Annotated in this window: 16 protein-coding genes; 3 read left to right on the plus strand and 13 right to left on the minus strand. The window is 42.5% G+C overall.

Translation table 11 applies throughout. The features are described 5' to 3' along the window. Positions 1-1,670 (minus strand): outer membrane protein assembly factor BamA (gene bamA, locus PHP90_RS11315; RefSeq protein WP_299929841.1); only part of this gene is annotated, 1,670 nt, incomplete at its 3' end. A 115-nt stretch (positions 1,671-1,785) separates the two neighbouring features. On the opposite strand from bamA, the gene PHP90_RS11320 reads away from it, so the two are divergent. Continuing rightward, a complete protein-coding gene (locus tag PHP90_RS11320; protein ID WP_299929846.1) occupies positions 1,786-2,622 on the plus strand; it encodes a prephenate dehydrogenase in 837 nt (278 codons plus the stop codon). A gap of 1 nt (position 2,623) precedes the next feature. On the opposite strand, the gene PHP90_RS11325 is transcribed toward PHP90_RS11320, so the two are convergent. The 7 genes from PHP90_RS11325 to PHP90_RS11355 form a co-directional block, all read right to left on the minus strand. Further along, complete coding sequence (locus PHP90_RS11325) at positions 2,624-3,763, minus strand: tetratricopeptide repeat protein (RefSeq protein WP_299929849.1); 1,140 nt, start codon at positions 3,761-3,763, stop codon at positions 2,624-2,626. Beyond that, positions 3,760-4,500 (minus strand): hypothetical protein, encoded by a 741-nt coding sequence (locus tag PHP90_RS11330; RefSeq protein ID WP_299929852.1) that lies wholly within the window; start codon positions 4,498-4,500, stop codon positions 3,760-3,762. The genes PHP90_RS11325 and PHP90_RS11330 overlap by 4 nt, the downstream gene beginning before the upstream one ends. After that, a complete protein-coding gene (locus tag PHP90_RS11335; RefSeq protein ID WP_299929854.1) occupies positions 4,493-4,894 on the minus strand; it encodes a hypothetical protein in 402 nt (133 codons plus the stop codon). The genes PHP90_RS11330 and PHP90_RS11335 overlap by 8 nt, the downstream gene beginning before the upstream one ends. Continuing rightward, on the minus strand, positions 4,891-5,724 hold the full coding sequence (locus tag PHP90_RS11340) for a DUF58 domain-containing protein (RefSeq protein ID WP_299929856.1): 834 nt from the start codon (positions 5,722-5,724) through the stop codon (positions 4,891-4,893). The genes PHP90_RS11335 and PHP90_RS11340 overlap by 4 nt, the downstream gene beginning before the upstream one ends. Positions 5,725-5,727: 3 nt before the next feature. Beyond that, on the minus strand, positions 5,728-6,675 hold the full coding sequence (locus PHP90_RS11345; protein WP_299929858.1) for a MoxR family ATPase: 948 nt from the start codon (positions 6,673-6,675) through the stop codon (positions 5,728-5,730). A gap of 74 nt (positions 6,676-6,749) precedes the next feature. Then, entirely contained in the window at positions 6,750-7,697 is a 948-nt protein-coding gene (locus PHP90_RS11350) for a hypothetical protein (protein ID WP_299929861.1), read from the minus strand. Next, positions 7,694-9,688 carry an AAA family ATPase gene (locus PHP90_RS11355; protein ID WP_299929864.1) on the minus strand — a complete coding sequence of 665 codons (1,995 nt, stop codon included), beginning with the start codon at positions 9,686-9,688 and terminating at the stop codon, positions 7,694-7,696. Before PHP90_RS11355 ends, PHP90_RS11350 begins: the two co-directional genes overlap by 4 nt. A 192-nt stretch (positions 9,689-9,880) precedes the next feature. Between PHP90_RS11355 and PHP90_RS11360 the strand changes: the two genes are divergently transcribed. Together PHP90_RS11360 and PHP90_RS11365 are read left to right on the plus strand one after the other, a co-directional pair. Continuing rightward, positions 9,881-10,132 carry a type II toxin-antitoxin system RelB/DinJ family antitoxin gene (locus tag PHP90_RS11360; RefSeq protein WP_295012412.1) on the plus strand — a complete coding sequence of 84 codons (252 nt, stop codon included), beginning with the start codon at positions 9,881-9,883 and terminating at the stop codon, positions 10,130-10,132. Beyond that, entirely contained in the window at positions 10,129-10,401 is a 273-nt protein-coding gene (locus tag PHP90_RS11365; RefSeq protein ID WP_299929867.1) for a type II toxin-antitoxin system YafQ family toxin, read from the plus strand. The genes PHP90_RS11360 and PHP90_RS11365 overlap by 4 nt, the downstream gene beginning before the upstream one ends. Here the strand turns inward: PHP90_RS11365 and PHP90_RS11370 are convergent. The 5 genes from PHP90_RS11370 to PHP90_RS11390 all read right to left on the minus strand — a co-directional run. Continuing rightward, positions 10,390-11,490: a hypothetical protein gene (locus tag PHP90_RS11370; protein WP_299929869.1), complete on the minus strand. Its 1,101-nt coding sequence runs from the start codon at positions 11,488-11,490 to the stop codon at positions 10,390-10,392. The two genes, PHP90_RS11365 and PHP90_RS11370, sit on opposite strands and share 12 nt — an antisense overlap. Continuing rightward, entirely contained in the window at positions 11,471-12,994 is a 1,524-nt protein-coding gene (locus PHP90_RS11375; protein WP_299929872.1) for a VWA domain-containing protein, read from the minus strand. The genes PHP90_RS11370 and PHP90_RS11375 overlap by 20 nt, the downstream gene beginning before the upstream one ends. Continuing rightward, the gene (locus tag PHP90_RS11380) at positions 12,991-13,902 is read right to left on the minus strand and encodes a VWA domain-containing protein (protein ID WP_299929875.1); all 912 of its coding nucleotides are present in this window, start codon (positions 13,900-13,902) and stop codon (positions 12,991-12,993) included. The genes PHP90_RS11375 and PHP90_RS11380 overlap by 4 nt, the downstream gene beginning before the upstream one ends. Positions 13,903-13,920: 18 nt before the next feature. Then, positions 13,921-14,517 carry a pentapeptide repeat-containing protein gene (locus PHP90_RS11385; protein WP_299929878.1) on the minus strand — a complete coding sequence of 199 codons (597 nt, stop codon included), beginning with the start codon at positions 14,515-14,517 and terminating at the stop codon, positions 13,921-13,923. Then, positions 14,514-14,812, minus strand: a 299-nt coding sequence (locus tag PHP90_RS11390) for a thioredoxin family protein (RefSeq protein ID WP_299929881.1), incomplete at its 5' end; no start/stop codon positions are given. The genes PHP90_RS11390 and PHP90_RS11385, both read right to left, overlap by 4 nt.

Consider the following 14,812-nt stretch of genomic DNA (forward strand, 5'->3'; position numbering starts at 1 on the left):
GCTGAAACCGAAACGGAGCTTTTGGTATAGTTTGCATAGTAATGTGGGTCAATCGTCGTTGTAGTAGTCGTTATCCCTGTATTATTAACATCGGTATAGCCGTTTTGAGAATAGTTATATCCGAGATATCCAGTAATATAACGGTTGAAACGATGTCCTGTCCCGATACTCATCCCTTTTGAATTAATCGTATAACTGGTGTACTTGGTTGATGTTTTACTAACTGCAAAGTTACCGCTGAAATCACTGTCGTTTAGACGGGGATTTGAGACATTAAATGAATAGTTTTGAGTTCGTTGGGATTTTTCAAGATTCACCCCGACGTTGATCCCTGAACCGAAAATATTACGGTCACTTACCGCTACGCTCATCAAAATACCGCCGAAGCTTCCGTATCCTCCACCGAGTTGTATATTTCCGGTCGGTGCCTCTTTGGTTTGGACGATCAGATCCATCGACTCATCATCAATCCGTTTCTCTTCTATCGTATTGCTCTCAAAATATCCGGTTCGTCCGATTGCATTACGAGAATCTTTGAGATTGGTAAGGCTGTATAAATCGCCCGGTGCCAAGAAAAGCTCACGACGAACTACACGGTCCAACGTGCGGCTGTTTCCGGAAACAATAACATTGCGGATATGTACTTTTTTACCCGGGATGATACGATAGACGACATCAACGCTTTTGCCCTCTTTGTCTTTTTTCAAATCGGGCAGAACCTGTACATAGGCATATCCCAAATCGGCGATCTTGGTTTTAATCCGATCCGCATCATCGCGGAATGTTTTAATGTTAAACGGTTTGTTTTTTTCGAGACTGATAACGCTCAATATCTCTTTGTCGTCAATAACCGGAGTGTCTTGGAAAATAAGAATATCGCTGACACGGTAGACATCGCCTTCGAAAATGGAATAATCCATTTTTGCCGTATAGTGATCAAAATCGACTTGAACGAACGGCTCATCGATCTTGGCATCCAAAAATCCGCGCTGCATATAGAAATCACGGATACGCAACGGATCGTATTGAAGCTCACTCAGCTTCATTTTACCGTCATTACGTCCCCACATCCAACCCATAAATTGGTGCTCTTTATTGGCGATCACACTATTAAACTCATCACTGTCTTGGGTAACGACTCCCGCATAGTGAACTTTTTTGATAATGATCTCTTCACCTTCGTTGACAATAAACGTGACCTGCATACTCCCGTTATCGAGTTTAGTGCTTTCAATCTCGACGACGGAATCGATCTTTCCGTCTTGACTCAACGCATCGATAATCCGTTTTTTAGCGCTTTCAAGCCGTTTTTCATCGTATAAAGATCCTTTATCGATTTGTAAAAGGGTCTTTTTAGCCTCTTCATCGTTCTCTTTATACCCTTTGAGCTCGATTTTAGAGATGATCGGTTTCTCTTTAAAATGGAACGTCACTTTTCCGTCGTTCTCATCTGCCCAAATATCTTCAAAATACCCTTGCTCGAAGAAGTTTTTAATTGTTTTGTCAACCGCAACCGCGTCCAAAGGAGCTCCGATTTTGACTTCATTGAGACGTTTAGCAACTGCCTCGGATATATGGACCATGCCGTCATACTGAATCGATTGGACGTTTTGCGTAGATGCGTGCGCCAAAGCACTCGCCACTATCAATGAGAGGGTAATTGTTTTCAAGCCAAGATTTCCGTTGCGTTAAAATAGTCTCTCATTCTATCACTTACATGATTAATGTTCCGTAAATTAAACTTAAAGCGGCTAAAATAGCACTAATTAAGCTAAAAGGAAACGAATGCGGATTGGGATAGTCGGATTAGGGTTGATGGGGGGATCGATGGCATTAGCCCTCAAACATATCTCTTTTGTCACCTCAATTGTCGGAAGCGACCACAATGAAGAGCATCAGCGCATTGCGTTGGGGCGCGGATTAGTGCAGGCAATCGTCCCCTTTTCCAAACTCAAAGAAGAGTGCGATGTTATTTTCCTGGCTGTTCCGGTCAACGGCGTTATCGCACTCTTGAATGAATGTACCGATCTTGAGGGAAGCGATAAAACACTTATCGATTTGGGAAGTACCAAAGCACCTATTGTCGATGCGGTTCCTCCTTGCATACGTGAAAACTTTATTCCGGCACACCCGATGACGGGAACCGAGCAATTCGGCCCCAACGCTGCACTCGAAGGGCTTTATGCCGATAAAGTTGTCGTATTGTGTGACTTGGAACACAGCGGAGCGGCGCAACGCGACATCGCGTTGCGTATTTTCCGATCCATCGGGATGCAGGTACACACGATGGGTGCGGCACAGCACGATCGTCATGCAGCCTTTATCAGCCATATGCCCCACGTTATCTCGTATGCGCTTGCCAACACCGTATTAGCCCAAGAGGAAAAAGAGAATATCTTAGCTCTTGCCGCCGGGGGATTTCGTTCGATGAGCCGTTTGGCAAAAAGTTCTCCGGCAATGTGGGAAGATATTTTCCGTCAGAACCGGGATAATGTCCTCGAAGCACTTGAGTTTTTCGAAACAGAGCTTCAAGCGCTCAAAACTGCCCTCAAAAATGAAGACTATACCGAGCTTCGTAAAGAGATGAAGGGAGCTAACAAGCTCTACCAAATCTTTACGTGAGTTACATCGGATAAACCCGGGTTTTCACCTTTTCCCCTATCGGTTTTATCGGTTCATGAGATGGAGCTTCTAAAAAATCTTCACTGAGACTGCCCGATTTCACCCTTGCCGTCTCTTCTAAGTCATGTCCCATTTTTTGTTCACACAAACCGAGGTTGTACGCAGTTCTTTGAGCCAATAAACGATTGTTTGTATACACATGCCGATACCAGTAGCACGCTTTTTGGTACTCACCGGCTTTGTAGAGAGCATTACCAAGGTTATATCGCACTTCAGGTGAATCGTGAATCGTTTGATAGCGTTTGAAATACTCCGCGCTTCGGGTGTAATCTTCCTGCTCATACGCACTGTATCCCTCTTGCAATATTCGAAAGTCCAACATTCCAGCCCTCGAGGGTGTCTCACCGATCGATACTATCAGCAACACTGCCGTAAGAGGGACACTAAGGCGCTTGCTCATGGAAGAGAGTGCAATCCATATCAGCAGCATCGCCAATCCGAGCGGATAGGTAAATAGAGGATCATGCGCATAAAGACGCTGAGAATTTTTTATTTTTTCAATCTTTTCCATAACCTCTGAGAACGGCGTATTATGTTCAAAAAGCGGATCGCCGATAAGAACCTTCACCGCATCTGAATCCATCTTCCCAACTATGGCACCGTTACTCTCTGCACGAACCATGACATCAGGGTCCAAGCCTTCGATCAGCGTCACCATCATATCCGTATCCGTGCTATAAGGGGATATCCGGTACAACCGTGTATCGTATCCGACCAAAGCGATATTCTCTCCCCGAAGATGGCGAACCATATCAATCGCCGAGACTTTCTCCGATTCAAACGCCTCACGCGATTTTTTAGAGAGATCCAGGGCAATCAACACATCAACACTCCCTTCCCCTATCGCATCCTCATCCAGTATCACAGGCTGTGCCATCGCTATGATTAGCAAGATAGAGGCAGCTAACAACAAAGTATTGCGTCCGCGAAGCCCCATCGTAATTTCAGGTGCTCTGAGCTGAGCCAAAACCTCATCGCTAAAGGGGGCGGATTGGGGAGCTTTTTGTGTCTGCCAAAAATAAAAAAGTACAGCTACTCCGGGAAGCATCCAAAAGAAAAATTCACTGTGCAAAAAGGTCATTTTATCCCCTTTTGATTCCGTCCGTACAAATATGCCAACAGAAATAAAAAGGCTAAAAAAAGAGGATAAATATAGTAATACTCAAAATAACGGTGCGTCGCCTGAAGCTTATACGAGGGGAATTTTCGACTTATGGTATCGATCCAATCACGATCTTTGAGAGGAGAGACAAGTGCGGTTTGGACTCCCGTCGGCAGTGATTTAACAAACGTATCCGGTTTGTTTGACACGATAACGGCCAAACCTTTCCCCTCCTCAGAGGTAGCAAAAAATCGGCCAAAAGTTCGTTGAACCGATTCGGAGACATCTTGTTTAGACGTCTGCATCAAAATGGATTTGAGCACATCATGTTCATACGTCATCGGGACTACCGTGTCCGGAGGTATCCACAATGCGATCCGCTCATCCGGACGGCGATCGATAAAAGAGGAAACTTCGGCACGTACTTCAGATTCATTTGACGAGGGATCGAGGATCAGAAGGATATCCCATCCGCCTCCGTGACGAGGCATTTGCAGATCCCGTACCGGTGACATCAGTGCTACAATCAAAAATGAAATCATCGCCCATTTGGCTATCCATATCCATAAGGGCGGTTTGACCCCTACATCACTGAACATTGCCGTTCTGGGGAAATAGAGAGGATTGGAACGCAGCGGACAGAGCGCTTCACACGCCAAAAAAAAGAACAGTAAAAATCCTAGTTTCGAAAACTGAAAATAGACCTCATCAAACATCAATGATCTCTAGATAAAGGTGATAATACCCCAGAGTCTCCTCATCAATTGCGTCCACTACAGGAGCATATTTGTACGGCTCTAACCGTTCAAAGAGATTATGATAGGCCTGCTTCGTTCGTTCATTATCATTCGAAAAGAAATACCCTATGCGGCTGATCGCATACGCCGCATATTTCGGATCGCTCAAACGGATCGATTCCAGTGCTTTATACGCTTTGTGCCGTTCGCTGAGGCGTCGGTTGCGCCATTTTTTGAGGATATAAAAAACAAGCGATAATGATACGACGACACCGATTGTAATAGCCCCCGCAAAAAGGTAAATCGTATAATCGTGTATCTCGACCAGCGGTGCGATATCATTGACCGGAATATCCGCCATAGTAGTACTCATACTCTTCCCTGAAATAAACGGCGCAATGTCACGGAAGCCGAAGCGTCCGTATACAGTTTGGTTGCTCTGATCCCGTCACGTCGGAGACGATCAAACAGCGCGGCATCATGTTCACGAACTCTCTCATGGTATTTACGAACGCTTCGGGTATTAAAATCCCCCTCCAATACCGCTCCGCTTTCCGGATCGATCAGTGCACTAAACCCCAGCGGTTCCGGCTTTTCCTCGAATCGGTCACGTACCACGATGGCGACGACTTCATGTTTTTTCGCCAACAGCCGCAAATCGGGAATTTCAAAAAAATCGCCGAGCACGACGATGAGAGAGCGACGTTTCAACCGTCGGTAAAGGGTTGTTGCCATCGTATTGTAATCGGCATGACGATGAAGCAGTTCAGAGCCTAAAATCGTCTCGACACTTTGTGCGACGGCAAAGCGCTTTTTGCTCGCACGTACCTCATCACGCAATGTTTCGGAAAAATTGATATGGGTAAATAAATCTCCGTTGCTCAGTGCCGAATACCCGATCAAAGCCACTGCTTCCGCAAGAGAGTCGATTTTGAACTGCTCTTTTCCGAAATGGAGACTTCCCCCCAGCATAGCGACCGTGACTACGGAGAGTTCTCTCTCTTCCCGAAACACTTTCACAAACGGACGCTGCATCTTGGCGGTGATATTCCAGTCGATATGACGGGTATCGTCGCCGCTGACGTATTCGCGAAGTTCGATAAAATCATACCCCTCTCCACGGAACATGGAAGGGTTGTTACCGATACGGTCACCGATGATTTGGCGGCGGGCTTTGAGAAGAATGTGGCGGCTGTTTTTCATCGGTTAAGGTATCGGTACCGCTTTGATGATCTGCTCGATTAAATCATCGATTGCAATCCCCTCCGCTTCCGCTTCGTAGCTCAATACGATACGGTGACGCATCAGCTCTTTGATGATAGAGGCGATATCGCTCGGAGTCACAAACTCTTTCCCGCGTAAAAAGGCTACCGCACGTACCGCTTTAAACATATCGATACTGACACGGGGACTGGCACCGAACTGCAAATACCGCTTAATCGATCCAAGCCCGAATTTCTCCGGTTCACGCGTCGCGGTAACGAGGGTAATCATATAACGCTCCACCTCTTCGTCAACATGGATCGTTTTGACTTTCTCTTTGAGGGTATTAAGGGTATCGACATCGATGACCGCATTGATCGCTTCCGCACTCGACGATGCCACACGGCGGGCAATGGAGAGTTCCTCTTCGGCACTGTTGTAGCCGACCGTGATTTTGAGCATAAAACGATCCAGCTGCGCTTCGGGGAGAGGATAGACCCCTTCGTTTTCGATCGGATTTTGCGTCGCCATTACGAGAAACGGCGGAGAGAGTTTAAAACTCTCATCCCCGAGTGTCACTTGACGCTCCTGCATCACTTCGAGCAGTGCCGACTGCACTTTTGCCGGGGCACGGTTGATCTCATCGGCGAGGAGGAGATTGGTAAAGATAGGCCCTTTTTTAATTTTGAACGCATTGTTTTTAGGATCGTAGACCTCTGCCCCTAAAATATCGCTCGGCAGCAAATCGGGGGTAAACTGTACCCGTTTAAACCCGAGTCCCAAAGCCGAAGAGAGCGCTTTGACCGTCGTTGTTTTCGCCAGTCCCGGAATCCCTTCGATGAGGATATGTCCGTCACACAACAACCCGATCAACAATCCGTCGATCATCTTCTCCTGACCGACGACGACTTTGGCTACTTCGGAGCGTATTTGATTAATAATATCTATCATAGTGTCACCTTTTTATCTGTTGTGAGTTTATCGTGTTTCTTTTTAGGTTTTTCTTTCCGTAGCAATCTGCATCCTCATCCCGTACTGGATACGGGATCCATCTTCTTCTCCTGTATCAATCCCAGCTCTTCGCTGATGTCTTTGATGAGTTTGCTTAGAGGGCGTTTGTTAATATTTTTATCTTTTGTGTCTGAACACATTATCAAAGATTTGACATATTCTTCGCCTTTGTCTTTGAAAATTTTGGTATCTTTTAAAAGTACTTGTATAGAAGCATCATTGTATAAATCATATCTATCTTTTAACTCTAACACTATATCTTTATGCCTATTGTATTGTAATTCCAAAGCCAAATCTTTAATGTTTTTATCTGCTTTATCAATCTGCAATGTATCTGATGATTTATTTTTAAAAGTTATTTCAAAATCTTTTTCTTGATTGCACAAAACTAAAGGCATTGTAGTCGTAAATTTTTTTATACTATTGAAATCATCTTGATAGGGATGAATATGCGTATCTAATGTAAATTCTGTAGTGTGTTTGAGAGTCCTATTGCAAATTTGACACGAAGGAATGAGATTATAAAAAGAGAGAGCAAAATATGGATATTTTTCTTTTGATAAAAAATGATCAAAATCCGGTCGTGTATATTGCTTGGATTTATTCATAATAGTGTATGTGTAGTTTTTATTACAATACGGGCAAACATCAATTTTCAAGGCATCAGCCAAATTATATCCTCGATATTGTGTTTTAGCTTTTGTAGTAAATTTTTTATATCCATAAAGATTTTTTTCATCCCCAACAAATGCTTTTTTTATAATACCAATATCCAATGACTTGTTCTTTATTTCATTTATTAGACTTTCAAAATCGGCAGGTTTGCACTTTATAATTTCTTTAATCTTTTTATCTGTAAAATAGCTTGTTTCTTCTGATGTAAATAAATGTTTACCTATATACTTTTTTACTCCTTCATAAAACTCATTTACAACCGAATCATCAACAAAAATCTTAATCATTTTTTACTCTGCGCTTTTAGTCTTTTTATTGCCTCTTGATGTTCTCTAATTTGTTTATCAATATCGCTTGTTTCAAATCTATCATCATATAGAATTTGGAGTTCTTTTTTTAATATTTGTTCTCCAATTAAATTAATGATATTTTGCGCTTTTATTTGTGTTAAGTTTATTTGTGTATTTGGATTTGAGAGAAAATCATAAACATCATTTATCTTCTCTTTCGCAAACTCACCCATCAAACCATCTTCCATAAAAAAACCGTGAGAAAAGAGGGTGTGAATATTGGATCCAAAAGGATTAATATCTATATGATCGCTTACATTGATACAGTTTCCATTTTTTAATCCATCAATATTTAATTTTGGGTATTTTTCTTTTGTTTTTTCATCGAATTTATCTAAAAATATTACATTTTCTTTGGGAATATCAGAGAGTATGAAAGGAGAATGAGTAATAAATATTATATGAATATTTATGTCAAAATCTTTTAAAGTCATAATGATATATTTTAAATACTGTTTTTGCCATTGTGGATGCAAACCTAATTCTGTCTCATCTAAAAATAAATTTATTTGTTTATATTTAGTGTCTTTGAGATTGTCAACTTGATACATAAGATTAATCATAAAGCTAAATAGAGTTTTTTCTCCACTACTTAACGATTTATAAGATTTATCATCCTCAAAATATTCTATATCAACCCAAGGAGCAATGTTAGTAAGCAAGTTACTTAAAAGTTTTATATCAACTTTACGATTTAAATATTTATCAAATATTTTTCTATCTTCAGTGTTTAATATTTGAGATTCGAAATTAACGCTATTGATTAATTTTTGCATTTCAAAGTTTAGAATTTTTTCTTCTTTTAGAAAATCAATTAAGACGCTTTGGATTTTTCCAACTTCTTCAATTGTATTGTTAATGGTTTCTTGTGAATTCTTTGATTCAAAAAAAGCACTATAAATTTTTTTAAATTTTCTATGATAATTTTTTTCTAGAATTTTCAAAGCTATATATATTTTATTCAAATTATCATAGTCTTTATCCGTATACAATGCAGTAACTTTTGATTTTACATCATATGGATTGGTATGAATGAATAAGTTATTTTTGTTTGAAACAGTTATTGGATTCTCATTGTCTATCAATGAATTCCCAACGACATTAGCAGATAATTTATCAATTTTATTTAATACTTTTTGTATATTTATACTTATTCTTACAAGATTAGGGTTGAAGAATTTTTCTATAAATTGATTTTTTATTCCCCTCCTAAATATATTGGCAAATTTTTGTTGTGATAAGTATTCTAAATTATTTATATCAATTTGTTCTTTATTATTGACTCGTTTATATGGTTCTAAAAGTAATGAAGTTTCATAACCATCTGATTTATGATAAATAGTGTCTATAAATTCATCATGATTACCATCTTTTAAAGTATCTAACATATAATTAAAATGTATGCTATAAAAGTCTATATTTTCTGGTTCTATTGAGCTTAAGTCTATTTGTTGACCATTTAAAAATGCAAGGATACCAATTCTTGACATATTGTTGGAAAATACATCTATTAGCATACTTGCTTTATAAAAATCAGAGCCATTAAATAGAATTAGAAAACCTTTATATTGATTATTTGCTTCTGCATTTTTATACTTTAAAGTTTCAGCCGCTCTAAATTGTTGATATTCATCACTTTTATCATAATCATTTTTATTAAAATTTTTAAAATTATTATAAAAAATCAACATAAAAATGAATTTTATTACACTTGTTTTTCCACTCCCATTTTCCCCTACAACCGCCGTGAGCTTGATATTTTCCCCAAAAAAGTGTTCAATATAATCGTTATTCTTACACTTTTTTTTCTTTTTGTCGCAGATAGTTAATTTTTCACCGTCATAATTACACTCAAATTTCGGACTAAAATTAAACCCTTGATTCTTTATATTTTTATACTCTTCAACCCATAAATAGACTAATTCCATCGGCTTTTCCTGTCTGGTTGGTCTTTCCGTTCGTGGTGAGCCTGTCGAACCATGAACAACTCACCCTTCGACAAGCTCAGGGCGAACGGCAAAAAAATTTATATGTTTTTAATGGTATCTCTTATCCCCTTAATACATCGAAATTCTATTTTGCACCCCAAATGTGGTACAATACTAAAAAAGGAGTTTGCCATGCGTACCAGTACCAGCATCCGAATCGACAACGATGCCAAAGAGATCGCTACCGCTGTTTTAAAACAGTACGGCATGAGTCTCAGTGACGGTATCAACCTCTTTTGTAAACAAGTCGCCCTCACCCACTCCATCCCTTTCGAACTCAAAGTTCCAAGCGAGCGGATGAAAATTGCCCTCCAAGAACTCGAAGAGCGCAAGGGTGAGAAATTCACCTCGATGGAAGCATTAAAACGAGATTTACTCTCGTGAAATACGATATTTTTCGGACGGCATCGTTCAAAAAAGGGTTTAAAAAGCTCTCTTCCAAACATCAGGAAGAGGCATTCATCGTCATCGAACTATTAGCCAATGGCGATGCACTTCCGCAAAAGTACAAAGACCATCTTTTAAGCGGAAACTACAAAGGATGTCGTGAATGCCATATTCGACCCGATTTGTTGCTGATCTACCGAATAAACGAAGGAATACTCGAACTAGCTCTTATCGAAGTCGGCAGTCACTCCGATCTATTCGGATAATTTTTCTAACCTCTTTTTGGCTTCGCTTAAACCGATCGTATTTGTTTCAAGTGCATCAATAATCGGATCATAACGCTTATCTCCGCTGAGAGCCAGCATCAATACCAACTCTTTCCTACTGCCGGCTTTTTCCCAAAACTGAGCCGTTTTTCGGCGCGGACGATGTTTCCAAAGCCGCCGTGCAATCTCTCCGAGCAGAACTCCCAAAGCGATCAGCGCAGTATAAAAGGCGTACCGTTTTAGTGTCGACGTATCGGTGAGATCGGGAGCATCGAGCAAGGAGGATATATCGTATCCCTCACTCACCTCAACCTGTATCGGAGCGCTCTGAAGCATTTTCATCCGGTTGTGTACCGTATCGAACACGCTCAAACGCATCGGCGGGATCACATAGGGCTTTTCCGCGACCAAAGCGAACTCTTGGCGTACCTCGCCCGAATAACCGTCTCTTGATGGAGAGAGTAGCTTTTGAGGCGGTTCGGCAAATACCTTCACACCGCTGATATTGAGCTCATACGGGACAAAGCGATCCAAATTTCCTGACCCTTTGATAAAAATACTCAGATGAAGAGGCTCATAAGCACGGACGGTTGTATGATCTACGCGTGCTTCCAATGTAATATTTCCGGTCAATGCAGCGCTGTTCGGCTGCGATTCAAAAGAAAAAGACGGAAGAGATGTTTTGGTGGAAATGACATCTTTTTGACTGACATTATCTCGCCCTAAATGGGCATTGTAATCGATTGATCCCGGAGAAACATATTCGACTAATCCATCCAAAACAACATCGATCCGGCCGCTTCTTTTAGGGGTGATGAGCAGTTCAAACGAATCGGTCCGCTTCCCTTTGACGACTCGATCTTGTTCACGCAAAATACTGATCGAATAGTCCGGATTTTCTTTTAGATTGAGTTTGATGGTGTATTCGGTCGCACTTCCCTCAAAAAGACATTCATATCGGGCGAGGGCACTTTGTCCTACACGAAGCGATTTGGGGGATTCGACAAGCTGCCAATGATATGCCTCTGCCCACACGCACAAAGGAAACAATAGGATCAGGATCACAATCCTACCACGGCTTCGTTTCATGCACACTCCTTTGATTAATCAACTCATATTGGCGGGAACTGAGTTTCGCTTTTCCCTGTGACATCGAAAAACGGGGATCACTCTCGGTCTTTTTCCCCTCATCTCCGCCGCCGCCGGAGGCCGTATCGGTTTTCATGTTTGAACCGCCCCCCTCTTTCGAAGTTTTTTTCTCACCCGTAGGTTTGTTCTCATCGGCAGAAAAGCTGTCTTTTTTCTCTTTACGGACACTCAGGCTTTTTTGTTCCTGCACATCCTCAATCGCATACAGATTCTGATCCGCGGCTTTCGTATAGCGCAGTGTCAACGATTTCAAATAGGCTTCGCGTGCCTGAGCAAATTCCTGCAGACGGATATGACAATTGCCCATATTGTAAAAGACATTGGCTTTAAACTGTTTATCGTCCGAACGGATAGAGTGATAAAGGCTCAATGCTTCCTGATATTTTCCCGCTTTATAGAGTGCATTGGCACGGTTGTATCGGGCCTTCTCCCCTTCGACATGGCGATACAGATCGGCAGAGCGTTCAAAGTTCCCGTGCAGATAATTTTGTTTCGCCAAATAAAGATAGCCAAAATCCAAAACGCCCCCATGTGCCGACAATCCGATCAGAGCGGCCAACGGGATCAATGCCCGCGACACTTTCTCTCCTACCGAGGTAAAGGCGGCGACAAAAGCGAGCAACGCGATCATAAGCGGAACGTAAAACAGCTCCTGATACCGCAACACTGACGTACTCCCCGCGAAATCTTCCCGACGGGCATCATCGATCAGCGAGCGCACCGAGCTGCTGTCAGCTCCCTGAATCATTTTCCCCTCGTAAATAAGCGCTTCAACAGCATCATTACGAGCACTTACCACGATATGACCCGCTTCGTCTTTGAGAAAAGAGCCATCCGGCATAGGCAGTGTACTCCCCTCATGGGTAGCGAGCATTACGACACTCACTGCCAAGTTGTTATCGCGGATAAACTCCGCTTCTTTCAGATATGAACCCTCATCCCCTCCGTCAGTGAGCAGAATAACGATCGGACGGGCGGCATGGGACATTTTTCGCGCCAGTTCCAGCGCACTCATCATATCCGTCCCTTTGGTAATGATCTGCGATTCGTCCAATCCGTTGAACAAATGTTCAAGAAGCTCCGTATCTTTCGTCAAAGGAGAAAGGACAATCGCACTGGTTGTAAACCCTACCACACCGAAACGGTCACGATGATCGCTGTGTACTACTTCCTTCAGCAATTTTTTCGCAGCTTCCAGACGGCTGGGAGAAATATCCGTCCCCCGCATCGAATACGACAAATCGACTGCGATGATGACATCGGAGCCCGCTTCATCCACCGTAACCGGCTTTTGCGAAATCACAGGTCGGGCAAGAGCGATTATAAGAAAGGTCATCGAAATCAGCAGCCACACCTGTCTATTCCAACTATTGCGTCGTGCCAACCAAAGATACCATCCGACCAAAAGCAATGCGATAAACCAAAAAGGAGAAAGAAAACTCATGCTCGTATCCTCCTTCTCCACATCAGCAGCATAATGATCATCAAGGCCGCAGCAAGAAGCCACTGATAATAGTGGGTGAAGAAAGTATGCTGCCGGCTTTTGATCGATGAGCGTTCCAGCGTGTCAATTTCATCGTACACTGCCTTCAACTCTTTTTGGTTCGTTGCCGCATAAAATTTCCCGCCCCCGTCCTCAGCCAGTTGTTTTAAAAGGGCATTGTCAAACTCACCCGGCTTTCCGATACCGATAGTATAGAGCTTTATCCCGGCTCGCTGCACCATCTTAATGGCCTCTTTGGGAGAAATTGAACCGCTGTTATTCTCTCCGTCGCTCAGGAGAATAATCACTTTGCTGCGTGCCTTGGAATCGCGCAGTGCATGTACAGATTGTGCTATCCCCTCCCCTATCGCCGTATTCTGACCCGCCATTCCGTGATTCAAATATCCGATCATTTCAGCGATAATCTCTTTTTCATACGTTACGGGAGTCGCGATGAAGGCAAAATCTCCGAAAAGTACTACTCCGACATTGTCTTCGAGACGCTTCATAACGAAATCCGATGCGATTTTCTGGACACTCTCAAATCGGCTCATTCTAGGATCCTCATTGCTGAACCCCGACGCATTCATTGATCCGCTCCCATCGAGAGCAAGAACCATATCGATCCCGTTACGATTGCGCGGGTCGGAAAGATCCACGACAACAGGAGTGGCCAACGCACCTACCATCAACGTAACAGCCAGTGCTTTGAGCAGCCATTCGAGATTGCGCCATTTACCGACAGCACCGAAAAAATGCAGATGGGGAAAATAGCGCGGATTTGGAGCAATTTTACATTTATAGAGACAATACAATAGTGGAGGAAGCAGCAAAAATGCCCACAGAAAATCAAACGACCATACATTCATGCGGTAATTATAACTCTTTTACCGACACGAAACGTTTGGGTCTAAAAGAGCCTCTTCTTTTTTGGCATGCGCGCATTGGACTTTATTCATTATGACGTCGCTGAAACGGGTTTGCCATAACAAAGAATTTTTCATTTTAACCGAACGCAGATCGTTTCGGATAAATTTTGCGTCCCCTAATTCCGCATCGGTAAAATCGGTTTTGTGTAGAATCGCATCCGAAAAATTCGCTTTCCAGCTTTTGGTTGAGCGTAAATCGGCGTGACTCAAATTCGACTGTTCCAAATGGGTTCCTTTGAAATTAGCCCCCTTAGCACGGATACGGGTAAGATCAGCACCTCGCATCGTCCCTTTCCAAAAAAGGGCTTTTTGCGCGTTTGCTCCGCTGAGATTGCAATCGCTGAAATCTCCCATCTCAAAAAGACTCTCATGCAAATCGGCACCGCTGAGATCGCTGCCGTGGAAATCCCCGCCGCTAAAGTCGTTTTGGCTGAGATTGGCACCCCGCAGATCACATCCGATACACTCTTTCTCTTCCAACGCTTTTTTCAGATGTGCTGCATCGTAAGCACTCAGCGAAACTCCTACCAAAAGAGCTAACAGTGCTTTTCTCATTTGATCCCTCGGATACGGTGAAGCTCTTTCAAAAATGCTTCAGAACGCTTACTCCCGACAATCGTCTCTTTTTTATTTCCATCTTTGTCGATAAAAAACATTGTCGGAATCCCGAAAAAATCATACCCGTCAGGCAGTTTGCTCTTATGTATATTTTTTTCGATCACGACGAAATTACGGTTCATATAAGCCTCTACCGCTTTATCGTGAAATACTTTTTGTTTCATATACGCACATTCGGGACAATCGTCCGTGGTATAGATCATCAGAACCAGCTTGTTTTCATTGCCTATTG

This window comes from Sulfuricurvum sp. (genome assembly GCF_028712165.1).
Taxonomy (GTDB): domain Bacteria; phylum Campylobacterota; class Campylobacteria; order Campylobacterales; family Sulfurimonadaceae; genus Sulfuricurvum.